At 66.5% G+C, this 22683-nt stretch carries 25 protein-coding genes; 20 read left to right on the top strand and 5 right to left on the bottom strand.

The features are described 5' to 3' along the window. The first annotated feature begins 1 nt into the window (after window position 1). The 3 genes from JF52_RS0100530 (at window position 2) to JF52_RS0100520 (ending at window position 4223) form a co-directional block, all read left to right on the top strand. Window positions 2-2290 (top strand): polyribonucleotide nucleotidyltransferase, encoded by a 2289-nt coding sequence (locus JF52_RS0100530; protein WP_033104608.1) that lies wholly within the window; start codon window positions 2-4, stop codon window positions 2288-2290. A 211-nt stretch (window positions 2291-2501) separates the two neighbouring features. Then, entirely contained in the window at window positions 2502-3530 is a 1029-nt protein-coding gene (locus JF52_RS0100525; RefSeq protein WP_084595442.1) for an aldo/keto reductase, read from the top strand. 90 nt (window positions 3531-3620) lie between these two features. After that, entirely contained in the window at window positions 3621-4223 is a 603-nt protein-coding gene (locus tag JF52_RS0100520; protein ID WP_033104607.1) for a histidine phosphatase family protein, read from the top strand. A 30-nt stretch (window positions 4224-4253) separates the two neighbouring features. On the opposite strand, the gene JF52_RS0100515 is transcribed toward JF52_RS0100520, so the two are convergent. After that, window positions 4254-4718, bottom strand: coding sequence for a GNAT family N-acetyltransferase (locus JF52_RS0100515; RefSeq protein ID WP_033104606.1), 465 nt, complete (start codon window positions 4716-4718; stop codon window positions 4254-4256). Between the two features lie 70 nt (window positions 4719-4788). On the opposite strand from JF52_RS0100515, the gene dapB reads away from it, so the two are divergent. Beyond that, window positions 4789-5535, top strand: coding sequence for a 4-hydroxy-tetrahydrodipicolinate reductase (dapB, locus tag JF52_RS0100510; RefSeq protein WP_033104605.1), 747 nt, complete (start codon window positions 4789-4791; stop codon window positions 5533-5535). Continuing rightward, a complete protein-coding gene (locus JF52_RS0100505; protein WP_200880930.1) occupies window positions 5535-5975 on the top strand; it encodes a hypothetical protein in 441 nt (146 codons plus the stop codon). The genes dapB and JF52_RS0100505 overlap by 1 nt, the downstream gene beginning before the upstream one ends. Before the next feature lie 10 nt (window positions 5976-5985). Here the strand turns inward: JF52_RS0100505 and JF52_RS0100500 are convergent, their stop codons facing one another. The 3 genes from JF52_RS0100500 to JF52_RS0100490 all read right to left on the bottom strand — a co-directional run bounded on the left by JF52_RS0100500 (window position 5986) and on the right by JF52_RS0100490 (window position 7492). Beyond that, entirely contained in the window at window positions 5986-6411 is a 426-nt protein-coding gene (locus JF52_RS0100500) for an OsmC family peroxiredoxin (protein WP_033104603.1), read from the bottom strand. Window positions 6412-6482: 71 nt separating this feature from the next. After that, a complete protein-coding gene (locus tag JF52_RS0100495) occupies window positions 6483-7055 on the bottom strand; it encodes a DUF4395 domain-containing protein (RefSeq protein ID WP_033104602.1) in 573 nt (190 codons plus the stop codon). Continuing rightward, window positions 7052-7492 (bottom strand): TlpA family protein disulfide reductase, encoded by a 441-nt coding sequence (locus JF52_RS0100490; RefSeq protein ID WP_033104601.1) that lies wholly within the window; start codon window positions 7490-7492, stop codon window positions 7052-7054. The genes JF52_RS0100495 and JF52_RS0100490 overlap by 4 nt, the downstream gene beginning before the upstream one ends. Before the next feature lie 113 nt (window positions 7493-7605). Between JF52_RS0100490 and JF52_RS0100485 the strand changes: the two genes are divergently transcribed. The 3 genes from JF52_RS0100485 to JF52_RS0100475 all read left to right on the top strand — a co-directional run bounded on the left by JF52_RS0100485 (window position 7606) and on the right by JF52_RS0100475 (window position 9670). Beyond that, a complete protein-coding gene (locus JF52_RS0100485; RefSeq protein WP_033104600.1) occupies window positions 7606-8415 on the top strand; it encodes a thymidylate synthase in 810 nt (269 codons plus the stop codon). Window positions 8416-8495: 80 nt separating this feature from the next. Further along, window positions 8496-8909, top strand: coding sequence for a dihydrofolate reductase (locus JF52_RS0100480; protein ID WP_234000296.1), 414 nt, complete (start codon window positions 8496-8498; stop codon window positions 8907-8909). Then, on the top strand, window positions 8909-9670 hold the full coding sequence (locus JF52_RS0100475) for an SDR family NAD(P)-dependent oxidoreductase (protein ID WP_033104599.1): 762 nt from the start codon (window positions 8909-8911) through the stop codon (window positions 9668-9670). Before JF52_RS0100480 ends, JF52_RS0100475 begins: the two co-directional genes overlap by 1 nt. A gap of 23 nt (window positions 9671-9693) precedes the next feature. On the opposite strand, the gene JF52_RS0100470 is transcribed toward JF52_RS0100475, so the two are convergent. Continuing rightward, the gene (locus JF52_RS0100470) at window positions 9694-10227 is read right to left on the bottom strand and encodes an NUDIX domain-containing protein (protein WP_033104598.1); all 534 of its coding nucleotides are present in this window, start codon (window positions 10225-10227) and stop codon (window positions 9694-9696) included. A gap of 55 nt (window positions 10228-10282) precedes the next feature. Between JF52_RS0100470 and dapA the strand changes: the two genes are divergently transcribed. The 12 genes from dapA (at window position 10283) to JF52_RS0100410 (ending at window position 22663) form a co-directional block, all read left to right on the top strand. Then, window positions 10283-11260 carry a 4-hydroxy-tetrahydrodipicolinate synthase gene (gene dapA, locus JF52_RS0100465; RefSeq protein ID WP_033104597.1) on the top strand — a complete coding sequence of 326 codons (978 nt, stop codon included), beginning with the start codon at window positions 10283-10285 and terminating at the stop codon, window positions 11258-11260. Between the two features lie 68 nt (window positions 11261-11328). Next, on the top strand, window positions 11329-13005 hold the full coding sequence (locus JF52_RS0100460) for a ribonuclease J (RefSeq protein ID WP_033104596.1): 1677 nt from the start codon (window positions 11329-11331) through the stop codon (window positions 13003-13005). Between the two features lie 63 nt (window positions 13006-13068). Beyond that, window positions 13069-15804 (top strand): FtsK/SpoIIIE family DNA translocase, encoded by a 2736-nt coding sequence (locus tag JF52_RS0100455; protein WP_033104595.1) that lies wholly within the window; start codon window positions 13069-13071, stop codon window positions 15802-15804. After that, window positions 15804-16382, top strand: coding sequence for a CDP-diacylglycerol--glycerol-3-phosphate 3-phosphatidyltransferase (gene pgsA / locus JF52_RS0100450; protein WP_033104594.1), 579 nt, complete (start codon window positions 15804-15806; stop codon window positions 16380-16382). The genes JF52_RS0100455 and pgsA overlap by 1 nt, the downstream gene beginning before the upstream one ends. Further along, window positions 16379-16861: a CinA family protein gene (locus JF52_RS0100445; protein WP_033104593.1), complete on the top strand. Its 483-nt coding sequence runs from the start codon at window positions 16379-16381 to the stop codon at window positions 16859-16861. The genes pgsA and JF52_RS0100445 overlap by 4 nt, the downstream gene beginning before the upstream one ends. A gap of 156 nt (window positions 16862-17017) precedes the next feature. Next, window positions 17018-17326, top strand: coding sequence for a helix-turn-helix domain-containing protein (locus tag JF52_RS0100440; RefSeq protein ID WP_033104592.1), 309 nt, complete (start codon window positions 17018-17020; stop codon window positions 17324-17326). A gap of 26 nt (window positions 17327-17352) precedes the next feature. After that, the gene (locus JF52_RS0100435) at window positions 17353-17577 is read left to right on the top strand and encodes a DUF3046 domain-containing protein (protein ID WP_033104591.1); all 225 of its coding nucleotides are present in this window, start codon (window positions 17353-17355) and stop codon (window positions 17575-17577) included. 273 nt (window positions 17578-17850) lie between these two features. Continuing rightward, window positions 17851-18906 carry a recombinase RecA gene (recA, locus tag JF52_RS0100430; RefSeq protein WP_033104590.1) on the top strand — a complete coding sequence of 352 codons (1056 nt, stop codon included), beginning with the start codon at window positions 17851-17853 and terminating at the stop codon, window positions 18904-18906. Next, window positions 18906-19613 carry a regulatory protein RecX gene (locus JF52_RS0100425; RefSeq protein ID WP_033104589.1) on the top strand — a complete coding sequence of 236 codons (708 nt, stop codon included), beginning with the start codon at window positions 18906-18908 and terminating at the stop codon, window positions 19611-19613. Before recA ends, JF52_RS0100425 begins: the two co-directional genes overlap by 1 nt. A gap of 32 nt (window positions 19614-19645) precedes the next feature. Continuing rightward, a complete protein-coding gene (gene miaB / locus JF52_RS0100420; RefSeq protein ID WP_033104588.1) occupies window positions 19646-21196 on the top strand; it encodes a tRNA (N6-isopentenyl adenosine(37)-C2)-methylthiotransferase MiaB in 1551 nt (516 codons plus the stop codon). After that, window positions 21189-22103, top strand: a complete 915-nt coding sequence (gene miaA / locus JF52_RS0100415) for a tRNA (adenosine(37)-N6)-dimethylallyltransferase MiaA (protein WP_033106119.1) — start codon at window positions 21189-21191, stop codon at window positions 22101-22103. The genes miaB and miaA overlap by 8 nt, the downstream gene beginning before the upstream one ends. A 32-nt stretch (window positions 22104-22135) precedes the next feature. Next, window positions 22136-22663: a dihydrofolate reductase family protein gene (locus tag JF52_RS0100410; protein WP_033104587.1), complete on the top strand. Its 528-nt coding sequence runs from the start codon at window positions 22136-22138 to the stop codon at window positions 22661-22663. Window positions 22664-22683 lie beyond the last annotated feature (20 nt).

Raw genomic sequence — 22683 nt, 5'->3', positions numbered from 1 at the left:
CTTGGAAGGTCCTGAAATCACTGCCGCCGAGGCCGTTCTTGACAACGGCCGCTTCGGCACCCGCACCATCCGCTTCGAAACCGGCCGCCTCGCTCAGCAGGCGCAGGGTTCGGTTGCGGCCTACCTCGACGGGGAGACGATGATCCTCTCCGCCACCAGCGCGGGCAAGCACCCTCGCGAAGGATTCGACTTCTTCCCGCTGACCGTCGACGTCGAAGAGCGTTCGTATGCAGCAGGCAAGATCCCCGGCTCGTTCTTCCGCCGCGAGGGCCGTCCCTCGACCGAGGCCATCCTGGTCTGCCGTCTGATCGACCGTCCGCTTCGTCCGTCGTTCGTCGACGGCCTCCGCAACGAGGTCCAGGTCGTCATCACTGTGCTGTCGATCGCTCCCGGTGAGTACTACGACGCTCTGGCGATCAACGCGGCTTCCGCGTCGACCCAGATCTCGGGTCTGCCGTTCTCCGGCCCCATCGCCGGTGTGCGCCTCGCGCTCATCCCCGGCCAGGGCGAGAACGCCGACCAGTGGGTCGCGTTCCCGAACCAGGCTCAGGTCGAAGAGGCCGTGTTCGACCTGATGGTCGCCGGTCGGGTCGTCAAGAAGTCGGACGGCTCAGAAGACGTCGCGATCATGATGGTCGAGGCCGAAGCCACCGAGAACAGCTGGAACCTCATCAAGGGCGGCGCGGTCAAGCCGAACGAGGAGGTCGTCGCCGGTGGCCTCGAAGCCGCCAAGCCGTTCCTCAAGCAGCTCGTCGAGGCGCAGGCCGAGATGGCTTCGCACTCCTCGAAGGCTCCTGGCGTCTACCCGGTCTTCCCGGCGTACGAGCAGGCAACCTACGACTTCATCGCCGCATCCGCGACGGCTGATCTCGAGAAGGTCTACCTGATCGCCGACAAGATCGAGCGTCAGAGCGCCGATGACCAGGTCAAGGACCGCGTCAAGGCCGAGGTCGCCACCGCCGTCGAGGCCGGAACCCTTCCTGCTTCCGCCGCCGGTGAGGTCTCGGGCGCATACAAGTCGCTGACGAAGAAGATCGTGCGCGGTCGCGTGCTGTCCGAGGGTGTCCGCATGGACGGCCGTGGACTTGCCGACATCCGCCCGCTGGACGCAGAGGTGCAGGTCATCCCGCGGGTGCACGGTTCCGCGATCTTCCAGCGCGGCGAAACCCAGATCATGGGTGTCACCACGCTGAACATGCTCAAGATGGAGCAGCAGATCGACTCGCTGTCCCCGACGACTTCCAAGCGCTACATGCACCACTACAACTTCCCGCCCTACTCGACCGGTGAGACCGGCCGAGTCGGGTCGCCGAAGCGTCGCGAGATCGGGCACGGCTTCCTGGCCGAGCGTGCGATCGCGCCTGTGCTGCCCAGCCGCGAGGAGTTCCCGTACGCGATCCGTCAGGTGTCCGAGGCGCTCGGCTCCAACGGCTCGACGTCGATGGGCTCTGTCTGCGCCTCGACCCTGTCGCTGCTGAACGCGGGTGTGCCGCTGCGCGCAGCCGTCGCCGGCATCGCGATGGGCCTCGTCTCCGACGAGGTCGACGGCCAGACGCGCTACGCCGCCCTGACCGACATCCTCGGCGCGGAAGACGCACTGGGCGACATGGACTTCAAGGTCGCGGGTACCAGCGAGTTCATCACTGCCATCCAGCTCGACACCAAGCTCGACGGACTCCCGTCCGACGTGCTCACCGGTGCGCTGACGCAGGCGAAGGACGCGCGTCTGACGATCCTCGGTGTTCTGAACGCCGCGATCGACGCTCCTGACGAGATGGCGCCCACCGCGCCGCGCGTCATCAGCGTGCAGATCCCCGTCGACAAGATCGGCGAGCTGATCGGCCCGAAGGGCAAGACGATCAACGCGATCCAGGACGAGACCGGTGCGCAGATCTCCATCGAGGAGGACGGCACCGTCTACATCGGCGCAACCGACGGTCCCTCGGCCGAGGCTGCTCGTGCCCAGGTCAACGCGATCGCCAACCCCACCAACCCGGAGATCGGCGAGCAGTTCCTCGGAACTGTCGTGAAGATCGCATCGTTCGGTGCCTTCATCTCGCTGCTGCCCGGCAAGGACGGACTGCTCCATGTCACCGAGGTGCGCAAGCTCGCCGGTGGCAAGCGCGTCGAGAACGTCGACGACGTGCTCTCGGTCGGCCAGAAGATCCTCGTGAAGATCACGAAGATCGACGACCGCGGCAAGCTGTCGCTCGAGCCCGTCCTCGACGACGCAGCCGCTGAGGCACCGGTCGCCGAAGCCGCGCCCGAGGCGGAGACCGCCGAGGCGTAAGCCACACGGAAAGGCCCGGATTCCGCTCCACGTGAGCGGGATCCGGGCCTTCTTCGTATCTGATGTGACCGAAACGTTATGCAAAGTTTGCCGAGCGTTACCGCCAATGGTCAGAGTCGTCTCCGACGTCGCTTACTCTCGAAATACGCACCGGGGGGTGCACACAGATCACGCAGTTCGTAGCTACAGGACATGTGCGGGGGTGATGAGGATGCGATTGTTCAGCGCAGACGCTGCTGATCAGCAGGCGAGCCTGCAGGAGCATTCGCTCGTGCATCCGTCCGCCCCGATCCCCGTGGTCGGTCCAGGGGTCGGCGAGGGCATCCGCGTACCGCTCGGCGAGACAGGCTTGGAGACGTTCCCGCTCATGCTGGGAGCGGCCGAGTTCGGTTGGAACGTCGACCTCGAGACGAGTCATGCGATCCTCGATCGCTATGTGGAGTTCGGCGGCAACGCGATCCACACGGCAGACGGCTTCTCCGGCGGTCGCAGCGAGCACATCATCGGGCAGTGGCTGAGCTCGCGCGGGCATCGGGATCGCACGCTGCTGAGCGTGCGCATCGGCTCACACGCCGATAACCCGGGTCTCGGCTCGGTGAACCTCGTTCGTGCGGTCGAAGGGTCACTCACCAGACTCGGGGCGGAGCGTATCGATGTGCTGCACCTCGATGCGACCCTCGATCAGCAGACGAATCTGGAAGACACGCTGGCCACGGTCGAGTGGCTGCGCGATGCGGGCAAGATCAGCGCGGTCGGGGCTTTCGGCTTCGCGCCTGAGCGACTGGTCGAGGCACGCATCCTCGCGGCCGCGGGGTACCCGCGCATCGAAGTGCTCGACGAGCCCTACAACCTGATCCGGCGACAGACGTTCGAGGGCGACCTCCGACTGGTGGCCGGCGCGCAGAGCCTGGCCGTGACTCCCTCTCACGCGCTGGAGCACGGTTTCCTCTCCGGCAGGCACCGCAGCAAGGCGCTGATGTCGCAGGGCGTGCGTGGGGAGCAGCTGCGCGGACACCTGAACCGTCGCGGCATCCGGATCCTCCGCGCGCTCGACCAGGTGGCGACCGAGATCTCGGCCCCAGTGGCTGCCGTCTCGATCGCCTGGCTGCTCGCGCAGCGCACGATCGCCGCTCCCATCGTCAACACGTTCGCGACGCAGCACGTCGAGGAGCTCATGCAGGGCGCCGGCATCACCCTGTCGCGCACGCAGATCGCCGACCTGACGCGCGCCGGGAACTGACGCGCGTCGATTCGTAGCCGCTTGTCACAGGGGTGACATAGGGTGGAATGACGCCTGGGCGAAAGCCAACGACGACGAAGCGAGTGGGTCTTGACGCATTACCTATACCTGGTCAGACATGGTGAACAGCAGGACGCGGAACACGGACTCGATGACGGACCCCTCTCGCCTCGGGGCGTTCGTCAGGCGGAGCTGATCGCCGACCGGCTCTCCGGTCTCCCTTTGGATGCGGTGTGGCATTCTCCTCTGATCCGCGCGACGGAGACGGCTCGGACGATCGCAGAGCGTTTGCCGGCGGTGACTCCGAAGCCCTCGGCACTGCTGTTCGACTGCGTGCCGACGGGTATGACAGACGAGACGCCCGCGGCGTACGAGCCGTTCTTCGGATCGGTGACGGATGCGGAGATCGAGGCGGGCAGCGCTCAGATGGCGGATGCCGTGAACGAGTTCCTCATTCGCAAGCAGGGCGATGTGCACGAAGTGCTCATCACGCACAACTTCGTGATCTCGTGGTTCATCCGCGAGGTGCTCGGTGCACCGGCGTGGCGATGGATGACGATGAACCAGGCCAATGGCGGACTCAGCATCATCGCGCAGAAGCAGGGCCGTCCGTGGACGATGCTCACTCACAACGATCTCGCGCACCTGCCGGTCGAGCTTCGCACCGGCCTGCCCGACCCGATGCCGGTGTGAACTGCATGCCGGTGTGAGCTGCATCGCCGTTCAGAGCATCTTGCGATACCAGCGCGTCGCATTCTGGTTGTCGTTGTAGGCGTCGATCCGTGCGAAGCCGCTCCTGGCGTACAGCCCGCCCGCGGCTTCGAGCGTGTGGTGCGTGTCGAGCACGAGCTCCACGGCATCCCACTCGCGGGCGCGGCGTTCGAGTTCGCCCAGAATCGCACGCCCCCACCCCTGGCCACGCGTCTCCGGCTTGAGGAAGAGATGCTTGACCTCGTAGCGGACGCCGGCATCGCTGTCCTCCAGACGCCTGATCCCGCCGCAGCCCACTGGTGCGCCTTCGGGGCCGGCCAGCAGGAAGACGCCCGCCGGAGCCTCGAACGCCTCTGGTCTCGGGAACACCGTGGTGTACGAACCCCCGGGGAACTCCTGCGCACGCAGCGCGAAGTACTCGGCGAGGATCGCATGGGATTCGGCTGTCGCGGGTGAGGCCGGGCGCAACTCGAGCATGCTCTCAACGCTACCCGCCGCGCCGTGCTCGGGTGTCACTCGGCGATCAGTCGCTGAATAGACTGGAGGCATGACCAAGCAGGTGGCACTCGTCGGTGGAACCGGCAGACTCGGCACGATCATCGGGCAGGTGATCGACGAGCTCGAGGGTTTCGAAGTCGTTCGCGTGCTCACCTCGTCCAGTGACCTGGCAGAGCTGGATGGATCGGACCTCGTCGTGGACGCGTCGACGCCGCAGGTGAGCATCGACGTCGTGCGCGCATCAGTCGAGCGCGGCATCAACGTACTTGTCGGCACGTCCGGCTGGTCCGCTGAGCGCATCGCACTCATGCGTCCGCTGGTCGATGCAGCGGAGACAGGCGCCGTCTTCATCCCGAACTTCTCCCTCGGCTCGGTCCTGGGCTCCGCTTTGGCGGCCGCTGCCGCACCCTTCTTCCCTTCGGCGGAGATCGTCGAGGCGCACCGCGACACCAAGACCGACTCGCCGAGCGGCACCGCGGTGCGCACCGCAGAGCTCATCGCCGCCGCGCGCGCGGATCTGGGCCCCGTCAACGCCCCGCACGCGGACCAGCGTGCCCGTGGGCAGCAGGTGGCCAGCGTGCCGATCCACTCGCTCCGACGCCCCGGCGTGATCGCTCGCCAGGACATCGTCCTCTCCGGCGCAGGTGAGTCGCTGACGTTCACGCACGACACGGTGGATTCGGCTGAGGCTTATGCACCAGGCATCCGGCTGGCTGTCCCGTTCGCGCTCGACGCGCGCGGCGTGTTCGTCGGGCTCGAGAACATGATCGACATCGGGATCCAGGCCCGATCGTGATGACGCGCATCGCGGTCACCCTCATCGGGGTGTCGCTGGTCCTCTACTTCGTGCTCATAGGGCAGAAGGCGATCCTGTTGATCGCGAGCGGGGAACCGGTCGGCGTCGCCATGGGTGTCGCCTTGATCGTGCTTCCGCTGATCGGGGTCTGGGCGCTCGCGCGCGAGATCCAGTTCGGCGTTGAGGCCGAGCGGCTGGGGACGAGACTCGACTCCGAGGGCGGGATGCCGGCGGCGGAGACCGACCTCACTCCGAGCGGTCGCATCGCGAAAGGCGACGCGGAGACACTGGTCGAGCGCTATACGGCCGAGGCGGATGCCGCCGACGACGATTGGCGAGCGCGTTACCGGCTCGGCGTCGTCCAGGATGCGGCGGGCCGTCGCAAAGATGCTCGTGCGAGCATCCGTGCGGCGATCCGCCTCGCCAAGCAGAAGGCTTGAGCGGAGTTCCTCAGGCGAGTGTCGCCTCGAGGGTGATGTCGATGCCGGCGAGCGCCTGAGACACCGGGCAGCCGGTCTTCGCGCCCTCGGCGATCTCCTGGAACTTCTCGGGCGTCAGACCCGGAACGGACGCGTTCACGTTGAGATGGCTGCCGGTGATGCCGACGCCGGGCTTGAACGTGACGGATGCCGTGGTGTTGACGCGCTCCGGCGGGGTGCCGTTGTCAGCCAGGGCGTTGGAGAGCGCCATGCTGAAGCACGACGAGTGCGCGGCGGCGATGAGCTCTTCCGGCGTGGTCGTCGTGTCGGAGCCCTCGCTGCGGGCCTTCCAGTTGATCGGGAAGGTTCCGAGGTTCGAGGAGGAGAAGGCGACGTTGCCTGACCCCTCCATCAGGGAACCGTTCCAGGTGGTGGTGGCTTCGCTGGTGACAGGCATGGTTCCTCCAAGGTTCGTGGCGGGGTGTGCGGCCAGCCTATCGACCAGGAGCCCGGTGGGGAACCTTCGGCTCAGGCAGCAGCCGCTCTGCCGATGATGCCTGCTCGCTGAAGGACCAGGTAGATCTGGCAGCCGAGGCAGAAGTCGAACGCGGCATTGAGGAACGCCGCGATGAAGGCCGCACCCGCCGCGACGGGCAGCGCCCACGGCACGCCGGCCAGGTGCAGCACCAGACCGATGCCGACGACGAAGAGTCCGACGCCCTGCGCGAACCGAGGCGGGCGCGGATCCTCCGACTCGGTCGGAGGAGTGAGCCGCGGCCGCACGGCGCGGCGGAACAGCACGCCCCACGGGGCCGTGCGCGGCGAGAGCACGCCCCACAGGAAAAGCAGCGCGATCACGACGAGGAGCAGGAAGCCGGGATCAAGGGCACGCTGTGCCAGCGCTGAGGCCGGAAGCGCCCAGCCGCTGGTGTCGGGCACGAAGACGGCGTCAGCGAGCGGCTGGTACGCGAACCAGGTGGCGTCCGCCCGTGCCGTGGAGATCCCGATCAGGCTCAGCACCAGAGCGATCAGCAAGAGCGTCGCGGTGATGGAGGCGGCGAAGCGCGGCCCTCGTGGGTCGATGCCGGCGGGCGCGGTCATGCCTGCTCCTGAGGTTGAAGGGTGAGAACGTTCGCCAGCGCATCTTCGATCGTGCTTCGTTGCGGAACTCCGCCCCAGCGCGAGAGCACCGTCCCGGATGCGTCGACGAGGAAGGTCGTCGGCGTCTGCAGCACGTGATAGCGAGTCGCGAGGTCGTTGCGATTCGTGAGATCGATCTCGACGCGTTCGACGCCGGGGTGCTCGTCTGCGATCTGGCCGAGCAGTCGCCGCACCTGCGGGCACCGAGCGCAGAATTCGGTGCTGAACTGCACCAGCGTCGCCGTCTCCGCGAGCGATCGCCCGCTGAGATCCTCCGATCGGACCGCGAGGTGTCCGCCGGAGCGCCGCCGACCGTCCTGCGCGCGCACGATGAGTCCGCCGGCGATCGCAAGCGCGACGACGGCGCCGGTGATCAGGAGCGCGATGGAGACGGGCATTCCATGAGAATATGCCGCCCGGCCACGGCTGCGGCGGATATGACGGAGGATGACGCACGACCCTCGCCACGGCATCCGCCTGCGTTGCCTGCGAGCCGGGTATCGTGGCAGATATGAGCGCAGCCGTCCCCACGCCGTACGAAGATCTGCTCCGCGAAGTGCTCGAGAGCGGCACGCACAAGGACGACCGAACAGGCACCGGCACGACCAGCGTGTTCGGCCGTCAGATCCGCTTCGATCTGTCGAAGGGCTTCCCTCTCATCACGACCAAGCGCGTGCACTTCAAGTCGATCGCGTACGAGCTGCTGTGGTTCCTGCGCGGCGAATCGAATGTCAAGTGGCTGCAGGACAACGGCGTCACGATCTGGGACGAGTGGGCGGATGCCGACGGCGATCTCGGACCGGTGTACGGCGTGCAGTGGCGCTCGTGGCCGACGCCGGACGGCGGCCACATCGACCAGCTGTCGCAGGTGATCGAACAGATCAGGGCCACTCCCGATTCGCGGCGCCTCATCGTCTCCGCCTGGAATCCGGCAGACATCCCCGACATGGCTCTGGCACCCTGCCACGCCCTGTTCCAGTTCTACGTCGCCGACGGCAGACTGTCGTGCCAGCTCTATCAGCGCAGCGCCGACATGTTCCTCGGCGTGCCGTTCAACATCGCCAGTTACGCGCTGCTGACCATGATGATCGCTCAGCAGGTCGGCCTGGAACCGGGCGACTTCGTCTGGACCGGCGGCGACTGCCACGTTTACGACAACCACATCGAGCAGGTGCGCGAGCAGCTCACCCGCGAGCCGTACCCGTATCCGACGCTCAGCTTCGCGCGGAAGCCCGAGTCGATCCTCGATTACGACTTCTCGGACTTCGTCGTCGAGGACTACCAGCACCACCCGCCGATCCGCGCGGCGGTGGCGGTGTGAACGCGGTGCCTCTGGAGCTCCCGTGGGTCGGTCTGATCTGGGCCGAGGCAGCGGGCGGTGTGATCGGCGCATCGGGCGGTATGCCGTGGCATGTGCCGGAAGACCTCGCTCACTTCAAGGAGATCACTCTCAGCGCTCCCGTCGTGATGGGACGCAAGACCTGGGACTCACTTCCGGAGCGCTTCCGTCCGCTGCCCGATCGCGACAACGTCGTCATCACGCGCCAGCAGGACTGGACGGCAGACGGAGCGCGTCGCGCGGCTGATGCGGCTGACGCCGTTCGAGGCCTGGACAAGGTCTGGATCATCGGCGGCGCGGAGATCTTCGCACAGGTGATCGCCCACGCGGATCGGCTGGAGGTCACCGAACTCGATCTCGAGGTCGACGGAGACGCCTACGCGCCCTCCAAGGAGGGCTGGCGTCTCGTCGATGAGGGGGAGTGGCAGACCTCGCGCACCGGCATCCGATTCCGCTTCCTCGGATACGAGCGCTGATGCCCACCGCGCTGATCACGGGTGCCAGCGCGGGCCTCGGTGCGGAGTTCGCTCACCAGCTCGCCGAGCGCGGTGCTGACCTCGTGCTCGTGGCCCGTTCTCAGGACGCGCTGGACACGTTCGCCGCTGAGCTGCGAGCGGCCTACGGTGTCGTCGTCGAAGTCGTCACGGCGGATCTGGTCGTCGAGGACGACGTGAAGCGAGTGGCCGCGCGGATCTCGGCGCCGGAGCATCCGATCGACCTGCTCGTGAACAATGCCGGTTTCGGGTTGCCGCTCCAGTTCGCCGACAACGACATCGAGGACGAGGTGCGCCATCTGCGCATCCACGTCGAAGCTCCGATGAGGCTCATGCATGCCGCTCTCGGCACGATGCGCGGCCGCGGCGGGCGCATCATCAACGTCGCCTCGGTGGCGGGTTTCATCTCGCGCTCGACCTATTCGGCATGCAAGCAGTGGCTCATCGGGTTCAGCCGGTGGGCGAACTCCGAGTACGCATCGGACGGCGTGACGGTGACGGCCGTGTGCCCCGGCTTCACGCACACGACGTTCCACGAGCGCATGGGCCTGCAGAAGGGCCATGAGGGCATTCCGGAGATCGGCTGGTTGCAGGCGCGCGACGTGGTGCGGGAAGGGCTGAGCGCGGCCTCCCGCGGCCAGGCCGTGTGCGTTCCGTCGCTGAGGTACAAGCTCGTCGTGGCGGTCACCAAGGTGCTGCCGTCATCCCTCACCGCGCGCGCAGCCAGGCGCGGACGAGTCTGAGCAAGGCCCGAGAGCGGGACCGATCAGCCGAAGCGGCCGAGGTGGATACCCGCATATGCGAGTGCGGCAACCGTCTCGCCATCGCTGATCCGGCCGTCCGCGACCATCGTGATCGCTTCGGCGAACGGCACCCAAGAGACTTCGTCGATGCCCTCCTCCTCGCGGGCCTCGCCTTCGGCGTCATGCAGTCCGCGGGCGAGGAAGACGTGCTCGGGTGCGACGGTCACACCGTTCAGGGCATTCATCGTGCCGATCATGCGCCACTCGTCGGCGCGCATCCCGGTCTCCTCGAGCAGTTCTCGCTGTGCCGCGGTCAGGGGGTCCTCACCGTCGCTGCCACCGGCGGGAACCTCGATGGATCGCCCGACCGTGTAGCGATCGAGGGACACCAGGCACACCCGCTCGTGCTCATCGAGGGCGACGATGAAGACCGCAGGATGGCGCAGCGTCACAACACCGTAGACGCCGGCGCCTGCGGGGCCGGTCACCGCGTCCTCGCGAACCGAGATCCATGCGTTCTCGTACACGATTCGGGAGTCATCGGTCCGCCACGTCATGCCCAGGAGCCTATCCGGCGCGATGCGACGGGACGCGAACCGATACGCTGGAGCAATGACGCATTCGGGCAATCCTTTCGGACAGGTTCTCGTCGCGCTCGTCACTCCGATGACGCCCGACGGCGAAGTCGACTGGCCCGCCGTCGAGAAGCACATGGATGACGTCATCACCGCGGGTGCGGACGGCATCGTCGTGACGGGAACGACCGGCGAGACCTCGACCCTCACGGACCCCGAGAAGCTCAAGCTCGTCGAGGTCGGCAAGTCAGTGGCTGCCGGACGCGCCAAGATCATCACCGGTGGTGGCTCGAACGAGACCGCGCACGCGATCGAGCTGTACAAGGCCAGCGAGAAGGCCGGCGCGGACGGCATCATGATCGTCACGCCCTACTACAACAAGCCGACACAGGCCGGAATCCTCACGCATTTCCGCCTCGTCGCTGATGCCACCGACCTCCCGGTCATCCTGTACGACATCCCCGGCCGCACCGGAGTGCCGATCAAGTACGAGACCATCCTGCGTCTCGCCAAGCACCCCAACATCCTCGCCGTGAAGGACGCCAAGGGCGACTTCAGCGAGGTCAGCCGCGTGCTGAACCAGACCGATCTGATGTACTTCTCCGGCGATGACGCCAACGCGCTGCCGCACCTCGCGATCGGGGCCACCGGACTGATCGGCGTCACGGCGAACATCACGGCGACGCCGTACCGCACCATCGTGGATGCCGTGAACCGCGGTGATCTCGCGGCCGCGACCGCTGAGCACAAGCGTCTCGAGCCGCTCGTGCGCGCGACCATGACCCATGTGCCAGGCACGGTGTCGGCGAAGTACATCCTGCACGGCCTCGGCCGTATCTCCAGCCCCCGCGTCCGCCTGCCCCTGGTGGGGCCGGAGGAGTGGGAAGCCGCGCTCATCGAAGACGAGCTCGCCCTCGTCACCGATGTGCCAGGCGCCGATTTCTCGAACTTCCGCCCCGACCGCAACGCGGCCGCCGGCGGCGCGTTGCCGAAGGTGCATGGCACGACGCGCTGAGACGACGGGCGCGTCGCGCGCCCATAAGCACGAACGGGCACGACGAGTGTCCGACTGAGGAGACATCAATGTCCATTCCCATCTCCGTCCCCGCACCGCTCGCCGAAGGCGCGCTCCGTGTCATCCCTCTGGGTGGTCTCGGCGAGATCGGTCGCAACATGACGACCTTCGAGTACGACGGCAAGATCCTGATCGTCGACTGCGGCGTGCTGTTCCCCGAGGAGCACCAGCCGGGCGTCGACCTGATCCTTCCGGACTTCGAGCCGATCAAGGACCGCCTCGACGACATCGTCGGTGTCGTGCTCACGCACGGCCACGAGGACCACATCGGCGCCGTGCCCTATCTGCTGCGTCTGAAGAGCGACATCCCGCTGATCGGATCGGGCCTCACGCTGGCGCTCGTGGAGGCGAAGCTCAAGGAGCACCGCATCCGACCGTTCACGCTCACCGTGAAGGAGGGCCTGGAAGAGAAGGTCGGCCCCTTCGATCTCGAGTTCGTCGCGGTCAACCACTCCATCCCCGATGCCCTGGCCGTCGCCATCCGCACCCCGGCCGGTATGGCGCTGGCGACCGGCGACTTCAAGATGGATCAGCTGCCGCTCGACGGTCGCATCACCGACCTGCGCGCGTTCTCCCGCCTCGGCGAAGAGGGCGTCGACCTGTTCCTCGTCGACTCCACGAACGCCGACGTACCCGGATTCACACCCACAGAGCGTTCGATCGGCCCGGTGCTGGATCAGGTGATCGCGAAGGCGCCGCGCCGCGTCATCGTCGCCAGCTTCTCGAGCCACGTGCACCGCGTCCAGCAGGTTCTGGATGCCGCGCACGCCAACGGTCGCCGCGTCGCGCTACTCGGGCGCAGCATGGTGCGCAACATGACGATCGCCGCCGATCTCGGTTACCTCAAGGTGCCGGAGAACGTGCTGATCGACTACAAGAAGGCCCGCGACCTTCCCGACGAGAAGATCGTCTACATGTCCACCGGCTCGCAGGGCGAGCCGATGGCGGTGCTGAGCCGCATGGCCAACCTCGACCACGCGATCGAAGTGGGCGAGGGCGACACGGTCATCCTCGCCTCCAGCCTGATCCCCGGCAACGAGAACGCCGTGTACCGCGTGATCGACGGACTCACCAAGCTCGGCGCGAACGTCGTGCACAAGGCCAACGCCAAGGTACACGTCTCAGGGCACGCAGCAGCGGGCGAACTGCTGTACTGCTACAACATCCTGCGACCGAAGAACGTGCTGCCCGTGCACGGCGAATACCGTCACCTGGTGGCGAACGCCAAGCTCGCACAGGACACGGGTATTCCCGAGGCGAACACGATCCTCGCGTCCAACGGCACGATCATCGACCTCAAGGACGGCCGGACGACCATCGCCGGTCAGCTCGACATCGGCTTCGTGTACGTCGACGGCTCGACCGTCGGTGAGATCACGGATGCCGATCTCAAGGACCGTCGCATCCTCGGTGAGGAGGGCTTCGTCTCGATCATCATCGTGGTGGATGCCGCGACCGGACGCATCATCACCGGGCCGGAGATCCACGCCCGTGGCATCGCCGAGGACGACTCGGTCTTCGACGACGTGGTCCCGAAGATCGTGGCGGCGCTCAAGGAGGCCTCCGGCAACGGCGTGCGCGACACCCACGCGCTCTCCCAGGTGGTTCGGCGCACGATCGGTCGCTGGGTGAATCAGAAGCTCCGCCGCCGTCCGATGATCGTCCCGCTCGTCATCGAGGCGTAGGTCATTCGGCGGGAAAGCCGCGTCATTACGCGGCTTGTCGGCGCCTCGCCGTAGGCTTTCACCATGGCCAGGAGCACCACCAAGACCTCGCGCGCGTCCGAGAAGTCTCCCGCGCGCTCGAAGGCGCAGACGGCCCCTACCAAGAAGCTGCCGGCGACCCCGAAGAAGTACATCGACGATGTCGACAGACCCCCGGTCGCCGTGCGCGCCTGGCTCGGCCTGGCACACGGCGTCGGTGGGCTCTTCCGCGCCTTCGGGCCAGAGGCGCTCGAGAAGGACCAGCGGCGCGACGGGTTCCCGTTGTTCCTGGTGCTGCTGGCGTGCCTGGGCGCGGTCACCGAGTGGTTCTTCATCGGCAACGAGATCGCTCAGAACATCAGCGCCTACTCGGTGGGCGGTCTGATCGGTCGTACCGCCTTCCTGATGCCGGTGCTGCTGCTGATCCTCGCGGGCTGGCTGTTCCGGCATCCCTCGTCAGTGCACGACAACGGACGCATCGGGATCGGCTTCGGCCTGTTCGTGCTCACGATCGCCGGAATCTGCCACGTCGCGGGCGGGCAGCCGGAGCCGAAATCGGGTATGCCGGCACTCAGCGCGGCCGGGGGACTCTTCGGCTGGATGCTGGGGGAGCCGCTGTCGTATCTCACCGACATCGTCGCCTACATCGTGCTGGGGCTGCTGGCCGCGCTCAGCATCCTGATCATCACGAAGACCCCGCCGAACCGCATCGGCGCGAGGCTCGGAGACCTGTACGCCTGGATGTTCGGCGCGGAGCGCGTCGAGAAGCCCGCTTTCGACGAGAAGGCCGCCGCAGACAAGGCGGAGGGCTCGTTCGACGAGGACGACGATCCGAACGTCCTCCCGTGGTGGCGCCGGAACAAGACCGGTCGCGAAGAGGATCCCGACGAGGGGATCGGCTCGCAGGACCTCACCGAGCTGCTGTCGCCGAATGACGGGCCGGTCGACAACACCGCCTATGACCAGGCTGTCATCGTCGCCGACCCCGCGGATGCCGCCACCGAGGTGCTCACCGACGTGCAGAGCGTGATGGACAAGCTCGGCGCCCAGGGGAGCACCGCACTGCTCGACGACTCCGGCGACACTGGCGAGCAGCCAGAGCTGCCAGGACTTTCCGGCTTCGGGACCGACGGTCCGGGAGAGCGCGGTCTGCAGGCTCCGAGCGCCCCGTACTCCCTGCCGTCGCCCGGCGTGCTCAGCGCCGGTCCACCCTCGGTCGCCCGCTCCGAGGCGAACGACAAGATCGTCGAGCAGATCACGAGCGTGCTCTCGCAGTTCAAGATCGACGCCAAGGTGACCGGATTCTCGCGCGGACCGACGGTCACGCAGTACGAGGTCGAGGTGGGCCACGGGGTCAAGGTCGAGAAGATCACGCAGCTGAGCAACAACATCGCTTATGCGGTGGCGTCGAACGATGTTCGCATCCTCTCGCCGATCCCCGGCAAGAGCGCGATCGGCATCGAGATCCCGAACACCGACCGCGAGACGGTCGCCCTCGGTGACGTCATCCGCTCCGCGGCTGCGCACAAGAGCACTCATCCGCTGACGGTCGGCGTCGGCAAGGACGTCGGCGGAAACTTCGTCGTCGCGAACCTCGCGAAGATGCCGCACCTGCTGGTCGCCGGATCCACCGGATCCGGTAAGTCGAGCTTCGTCAACTCGATGATCACCAGCCTGCTGATGCGGGCGCGTCCGTCCGACGTGCGCATGGTGCTGATCGACCCCAAGCGCGTCGAGCTCACGAGCTACGCCGGTGTGCCGCACCTGATCACGCCCATCATCACCAACCCGAAGAAGGCCGCAGAGGCACTCCAGTGGGTGGTGAAGGAGATGGACATGCGGTACGACGACCTGGCGTCGTTCGGATTCCGCCACATCGACGACTTCAACAAGGCCGTGCGCGCCGGTGAGGTCGAGGTTCCCCTCGGCAGCGAACGCGTGCTCAAGCCGTACCCGTACCTGCTGGTCGTCGTCGACGAGCTCGCAGACCTCATGATGGTCGCCCCTCGTGACGTCGAGGACTCGATCGTGCGCATCACGCAGCTCGCCCGTGCCTCCGGCATCCACCTGGTGCTCGCGACCCAGCGTCCGAGCGTCGACGTCGTCACCGGTCTGATCAAGGCCAATGTGCCCTCGCGTCTCGCCTTCGCGGTGACCAGCGTCACCGACAGCCGCGTCATCCTCGACAGCCCCGGCGCCGACAAGCTGATCGGCCAGGGCGATGCGCTCTTCTCGCCGATGGGCTCATCCAAGCCGTTCCGACTGCAGGGCGCGTGGGTCGAGGAGAGCGAGATCGACGCGGTGGTCAAGCACGTCACTGCTCAGGCTCGGCCCGAGTACCGGGTGGATGTGCAGGAGGCGCTGGAGCCGACCAGGAAGAAGGAAGTCGACGAGGACATCGGCGACGACCTCGAGGTGCTGCTCGCCGCCGCAGAGCTCGTCGTCTCGTCCCAGTTCGGCTCGACCTCGATGCTGCAGCGCAAACTGCGCGTCGGCTTCGCGAAGGCCGGGCGTCTGATGGATCTCCTCGAGTCCCGCGAGATCGTCGGCCCGTCCGAGGGCTCGAAGGCGCGCGATGTGCTTGTGACGGCCGAGCAGTTGCCGGACGTCATGGCGAAACTGCGCGGCGATGACCCTCCGGCCGCTGCGCCGGCACCCTCGCCGGCTGCGGCGCAGCCAGGACCCGCTCACGACCCGATCGAAGAGCAGTTCCGCGGACTGCCCGTGGTCGATGAGGACGATGCCGGCGAAGACGCCTGGGGATTGACGGGTCGCGACTGATGGCGATTCCGCGGCAGTTGCCGAACGCGATCACGATCGCACGGATCCCGCTCGCCGTGGTCTTCTTCGTCCTGCTGCTCCTCGGCGGGACGTACGGCCTCGACGACCTCGTGATCCGCTGGATCGCCGGTGTCCTGTTCATCGTGGCCATCTCGACGGACTGGGTCGACGGATATCTCGCCCGCAAGTACGACATCGTCAGCGACTTCGGAAAGCTCTGGGATCCGATCGCCGACAAGCTGCTCACCGGCGCAGGCTTCGTCGGACTCGCGATCCTCGCCGAATGGCCCTGGTGGATCGTCATCATCATCCTCATCCGTGAATGGGGCATCACGATCCATCGCTTCATAGTCGCCAGCAGCCACATCGTGGCCGCCGCGTGGTTGGGAAAGGTCAAGACCGCGGTGCAGGGCATCGCGCTCGGCTGGTGGCTGCTGCCTCTTCACCAGCTGATCGGCATGGATTGGTGGATCGGCGTCGGCATCGTGCTGATGTACGTGACACTTGCGCTCACCGTCGTCAGCGGGATCGACTACGTGCTCTCACAGGTGCGCGGATCACGCGCCGACAGATCATGACCGTGGCGGCGGAACTGGTGGCCGCGCTCACTGCGCGCGGATGGACACTGGGAATCGCCGAATCGCTCACAGGCGGGGCACTGGCAGCAGAGATCGTGTCGGTTCCAGGCGCATCGGCGACCCTGCTCGGAGGGGTCGTCGCATACGCGACGCCCGTGAAGGCCTCGCTGCTCGGAGTGGATGCCGCGCTGCTCGAGGAGCACGGGCCGGTTCATCCGCTCGTCGCGGAGCAGATGGCCGGTGGCGTGCGCGATGCCGTGAGCGTCGCAGGCAGATCAGCGGACGTGGGTCTGTCCACGACGGGGATCGCCGGTCCGGATTCGCCTGACGGGCAACCGGTGGGAACCGTGCACATCGGCATCGCCACGCCCATGCGCGTGCGTGCGTTCTCGCTGCGGCTCGATGGCGATCGCGCATCGATCAGAGCTCAGACCGTGGATGCGGCGATCGAGAAGCTGCTCGAAGAGATGGGGGAATAGCACACCGCCCATGATCGTTGTGAGAAGTGTGGCGATGGAAGATGTGCTCACAACGAAAGCACAGCGTGAAACGGTAGTTTTTTATTCAGAGAGTCGGGTTAGACTGGCGATCCGTTCGGAGCACGCTCCGATGAGGGGAATCGAGAGGAGGTTCCGATGATTCTTGTACGACAGGAAATCGGCGATGTGCTGAGGGACTTCCGCCTGCAGAAGGGGCGTACGCTCCGGCAGGTCGCGGGCAAGGCCTCCGTGGCGCTCGGATATCTCAGCGAGGTCGAGCGCGGTCAGAAGGAGGCCTCGAGCGAGATCCTCGCTTCGGTCGCCGAAGCGCTCGACGTGCCCATCTCGATCATCATGCGTGAGGTGGGCGACCGCATCTCCGTCCTCGAGGGCATCCAGGTGTTCCCTGATGTCGTTCCGGACGACCTGGTCGCGTCCATCGAACCCGAACTCTCACTGCACTGACCTGCGGCTCCTCGGGTAGACCTTCAATGCGGCGCAGTGAGTTCCTTCGCGCGGTCGACGACGAATTCGGTGCGCGCGCCGCGATGCTGACGACGGATCTCGTCCTGGATGCTCTCGGCAATCGGACGGCAGCAGAGGCCCTGGATGCAGGCGTCGCGCCGCGTGAGATCTGGCTCGCCCTCTGCGCCGAGACCGATGTGCCGGCGGAGCGTCGCTACGGAGTCGGACGGCTCGAGCCGCGCAGGCACTGAGGGCGCGGAGCTGCACTCGATTCTCTGATCGCGTCCGCTCTGTGCCGGATCGGCGTGTCGTCGAATATGTGTTCGAAGTGCGCGTAACGTTCTGCACAAGTGGTTTCGAGGTGAAGTCATCCCCGATTCGTGGGGCAGCCGATGCAATGTCGGAGGTCGCTCGTACGGTGATGACAGGCCGAAAAAGCCATACGCCTTGTCGGAGAGTTCGCCCCAGTCGGGGTGGCCGCGACAGCCTACAGGCGGCACCATGCGAATACATAGGAGCACGTCATGCCATCACCCGCAGACCGCGAGAAGTCCCTGGAATCAGCCCTCGCCCAGATCGACCGGCAGTTCGGGAAGGGCTCGGTCATGCGACTGGGCAGCGATGAGCGCGCCCCTGTTGCTGTCATTCCGACGGGCTCCATCGCCCTCGACGTCGCTCTTGGCGTCGGCGGCCTGCCGCGCGGCCGAATCGTCGAGATCTACGGCCCTGAGTCGTCGGGTAAGACGACGTTGACGTTGCACGCGATCGCCAACGCCCAGCGTGGCGGCGGCATCGCCGCCTTCATCGACGCCGAGCACGCGCTCGACCCTGAGTACGCGAAGAAACTCGGCGTCGACATCGACGCACTCCTTGTGTCTCAGCCGGACACAGGCGAGCAGGCACTCGAGATCGCCGACATGCTCGTGCGTTCCGGTGCCATCGACCTCATCGTCATCGACTCCGTCGCTGCGTTGGTCCCGCGCGCCGAGATCGAGGGCGAGATGGGCGACTCGCACGTGGGTCTGCAGGCGCGACTCATGTCGCAGGCGCTCCGCAAGCTCACGGGCGGTCTGAGTCAGACCAACACCACCATGATCTTCATCAACCAGCTGCGCGAGAAGATCGGCGTGTTCTTCGGGTCCCCCGAGACGACGGCCGGTGGTAAGGCGCTGAAGTTCTACGCTTCCGTCCGCCTCGACATCCGTCGCATCGAGACCATGAAGGATGGCACCGAAGCGGTGGGAAACCGCACCCGCGTCAAGGTCGTGAAGAACAAGATGGCACCGCCCTTCAAGCAGGCGGAGTTCGACATCCTGTACGGCACTGGCATCTCGCGTGAAGGCAGCCTCATCGATTTCGGTGTGGAGCATGGGCTCGTGAAGAAGTCGGGTTCGTGGTACACCTACGACGGCGATCAGCTGGGTCAGGGCAAGGAGAACGCACGTTCGTTCCTCATCAAGAACGCTGACGTCGCCCTGGAGATCGAGACGAAGATCAAGCAGAAGCTCGGCATCGGCGGAGCGGTCGCCGACGAGGCTCCTGAAGCTGCGGCCGAGCTCACGCAGCGTATTCCGGCCTGATGACTGTCGGTGACGGGGGCGAGGCGCGCCTCGCTCCCGTGATCCCACTCTTCGGGGACAAGGTGGCGCCGGCGTCTGCACTGCCGCACCAGCCCTCGCACGGGCCCTCGCACGAGGCGGCTGCCGTGAACGAGCGATCGGAAGTTCTGCACCGCTCAGAGGTTGCGGTCGCGGGGGAGCAGCCACCAGAGCGCGACCCGGATCAGATCCGTGCAACCGGTGAGGAGTCACTGCTGCGCAAGCTGCGGGCGCGCTCTCTGTCGATCTCCGAGGCACGGCAGGTGCTGCGCGGCCATGATCTGGACCTCTCGCAGATCGACGACGCGGTCGACGACTTCTGCAGGCGTGGCTACCTCGACGACCTGATCCTCGCTGAGCAGCTGGTGATATCGGGCATCGAGCGCAAGGGACAGGGGCGCGTCGCACTGTCGAGGGCTTTGGCACAGCGTGGCATTCCGCGCGACGTCATCGACACCGCGCTCGGGGATCTGCCGGATGACGATGCCGAACGGGCGCTGGAGTTCGCCAGGACCAAGGCGCGTTCGATGACCCGGCTCGACTTCGAGACCGCGCTTCGGCGACTCATGGGCCAGCTCGCGCGACGCGGATACGGCGGCTCCGTCGCCATGAACGCGGCGAGGACGGCGCTGACCGAGACGTCGCTGGGCAAGCCGACAAGCGGCGTGCGGTTCGTCGACTCGGAGTGACCCGGCCCGAACGCTCGTAGAATGGGTTCACCATGACTATCCTCAGCAGCGAACCGACGATCATCCAGGCCTCGTCGGCGGCCGTCGACGCCGACGGACGTCAGCGGACGTACGAGGTGCGCACCTTCGGGTGCCAGATGAATGTGCACGACTCCGAACGTCTCTCCGGCTCGCTGGAGAGCGCAGGCTACCTCCGAGCCGATTCCGGCGCGGAGGCGGATGTCGTCATCATCAACACCTGCGCCGTTCGTGACAACGCTGCGGGCAAGCTCTACGGCACGCTCGGGCACTTGGCATCCGTCAAGCGTCGCAAGGAGGGCATGCAGATCGCCGTCGGCGGCTGCCTCGCCCAGATGGACAAAGACGCGGTCCTCGACAAGGCGCCCTGGGTCGACGTCGTGTTCGGCACCCACAACATGGGCTCGCTGCCCGGACTACTCGAACGCGCACGCCACAACGGCGACGCCGAACTCGAGATCCTCGAATCCCTCGAGGTCTTCCCCTCGACGCTGCCGACCAAGCGCGACTCCGCTCACAGCGGATGGGTGTCGATCTCGGTCGGCTGCAACAACACCTGCACCTTCTGCATCGTGCCGAGCCTGCGCGGCAAGGAGAAGGATCGTCGCCCCGGCGACATCCTGAACGAGATCCGCCTGCTCGTGGAAGACGGCGCGATCGAGGTCACGCTGCTCGGTCAGAACGTGAACTCGTACGGCGTCGAATTCGGGGATCGTCAGGCCTTCGGCAAACTGCTGCGCGCCGCCGGCGAGATCGACGGACTCGAGCGCATCCGGTTCACCAGCCCGCACCCCGCCGCCTTCACCGACGACGTCATCGACGCCATGGCGGAGACACCGGCGGTCATGCCACAGCTGCACATGCCGCTGCAGTCGGGCAGCGACCGCGTACTCAAGGCGATGCGCCGCTCGTATCGCAGTTCGAAGTTCCTCGGCATCCTCGATCGCGTTCGTGAGCGCATGCCGTACGCGGCGATCTCCACCGACATCATCGTCGGTTTCCCTGGTGAGACCGACGAGGACTTCGAAGACACCATGCGCGTCGTGGAGCAGGCCCGTTTCGCCAATGCCTTCACATTCCAGTACTCCATCCGCGAGGGCACGCCTGCGGCGACCATGGAGGACCAGGTCCCCAAAGAGGTGGTGCAGGAGCGGTACAACCGGCTCCTCGCCCTCCAGGAACGCATCTCTCTGGAAGAGAATCAGAAGCAGGTCGGCCGCGAGGTCGAGGTGCTCGTCTCCGTCGGCGAGGGCAAGAAGGACGCCGAGACGCATCGGCTCACGGGGCGCGCCGAAGACAACCGCCTCGTGCACTTCGAGGTCACCGAGGGTTCTGACATCCCGCGTCCTGGCGACGTGGTGACGGTCACGATCACGCACGGCGCGCCCTTCCACCTTCTCGCCGACGACGCGAGCGGCGCTCCGCTGCGTATCCGGCGCACGCGCGGTGGAGACGCGTGGGATCGCGCGCAGGCGGAGTCGTGCGGCGTCCCGGCCCCGTCCGGAGACACCGGTGCACCGCGAGCGGTTTCGCTCGGTCTCCCCACGCTCCGCGTCGGTGTCTGATTCGCCCGCAACCCGCCTGTGGGCGATCGTCGGCGCGACGGGAACCGGCAAGAGCGACCTGGCGCTGAACCTCGCAGAGCTGCTGCGCGAACGCGGCAATCCGGCCGAGATCGTCAATGCCGACGCGATGCAGCTGTACCGGGGCATGGACATCGGCACGGCCAAACTCTCGGGGGCCGAGCGTCGCGGCGTTCCCCACCACCTGCTCGACGTCCGCGATATCCGCGATGAGGCCGCTGTCGCCTGGTATCAGCCGCTCGCGCGCACCGCGATCCAGGGCATCCATTCCCGCGGTGGCGACGCGATCCTGGTGGGCGGCTCCGGCCTCTACATCTCCAGCGTGATCTTCGACTTCCGCTTCCCTCCACGCGACGCCGAGACGCGAGCGCGTCTCGAGCGCGACCTCGAGACGCACGGTGCCGCTGCACTTTTCGCGCGTCTGGAGGCGGCGGACGCTGCCGCTGCCGCACGGATCGATCCGAAGAACGGCCGCCGCGTCGTCCGTGCACTGGAAGTTCTCGAGCAGGGGGAGAAGACTCACGGTGCTGCTCTGCCGGAGACTCCTGAGCTCTGGCATCCGACCACTCGTATCCTGGGGCTCCACGTCGACAGACCCGAACTGGTCGAGCGTCTGGACAGGCGAGTCGAGCGGATGTGGGCGGACGGGATGCTGGAAGAGGTCGAGCACCTGCGTCAGAGGGGGCTGGAGGAAGGCGTCACGGCGAGTCGCGCGATCGGCTATGCGCAGGCGCTCGCACAGCTGAGGGGTGAGCTGACCGAGGCTGAGGCCGTGGCGTCGACTCAGGCACTCACCCGTCGCTACGCGCGCCGCCAGGTGTCGTGGTTCAAACGCTATCCGGAGCTCACCTGGCTCGCTCCGGGAAGTGATCCCGCAGAACTGCTCTGAGCGATGTCGGTGCCCGGGTTCATCATGGAGTCATGAGCACGCATTTCTTCACCGCCTCCAGTCTCGACGGTTTCATCGCAACGCCAGAGCACTCGCTCGATTGGCTGCTGACACAGGACATCGATGCCGAAGGACCGATGGCCTATCAGCAGTTCGAGAAGACGATCGGCGCCCTGGCGATGGGGGCATCCACGTACGAATGGGTACTCGATCACGAGCAGGGTGTCTGGGGGTACTCGCAGCCGACGTGGGTGTTCACCCATCGCGAGCTGGCGATTCCCGACGGGGCCGAGGTGACACTCACCAGGGACGCGATCTCCGAGGTGCACGCCGCGATGACCGCGGCCGCAGGCGGTAAAGACCTGTGGGTGGTCGGCGGTGGTGATCTGGCCGGCCAGTTCGCCGACGCCGGGCTCCTCGATGAGGTCTGGGTGCAGTTCGCGCCGGTCACTCTCGGCGGTGGAGCGCCGTTGCTGCCGCGAACTCTCGACCTCGAGCTGCTCGACGTGGCGCGCAATCGCAACTTCATGTGCGGCCGTTACCGCGTGGTTCGTGGCTGATCGATCGCCGCCGATCTCTC

The organism is Microbacterium profundi (assembly GCF_000763375.1).
Classification (GTDB): domain Bacteria; phylum Actinomycetota; class Actinomycetes; order Actinomycetales; family Microbacteriaceae; genus Microbacterium; species Microbacterium profundi.
Note: the sequence above shows the minus strand (reverse complement) of the source record. Positions and strands in the feature narration are given on the sequence as shown.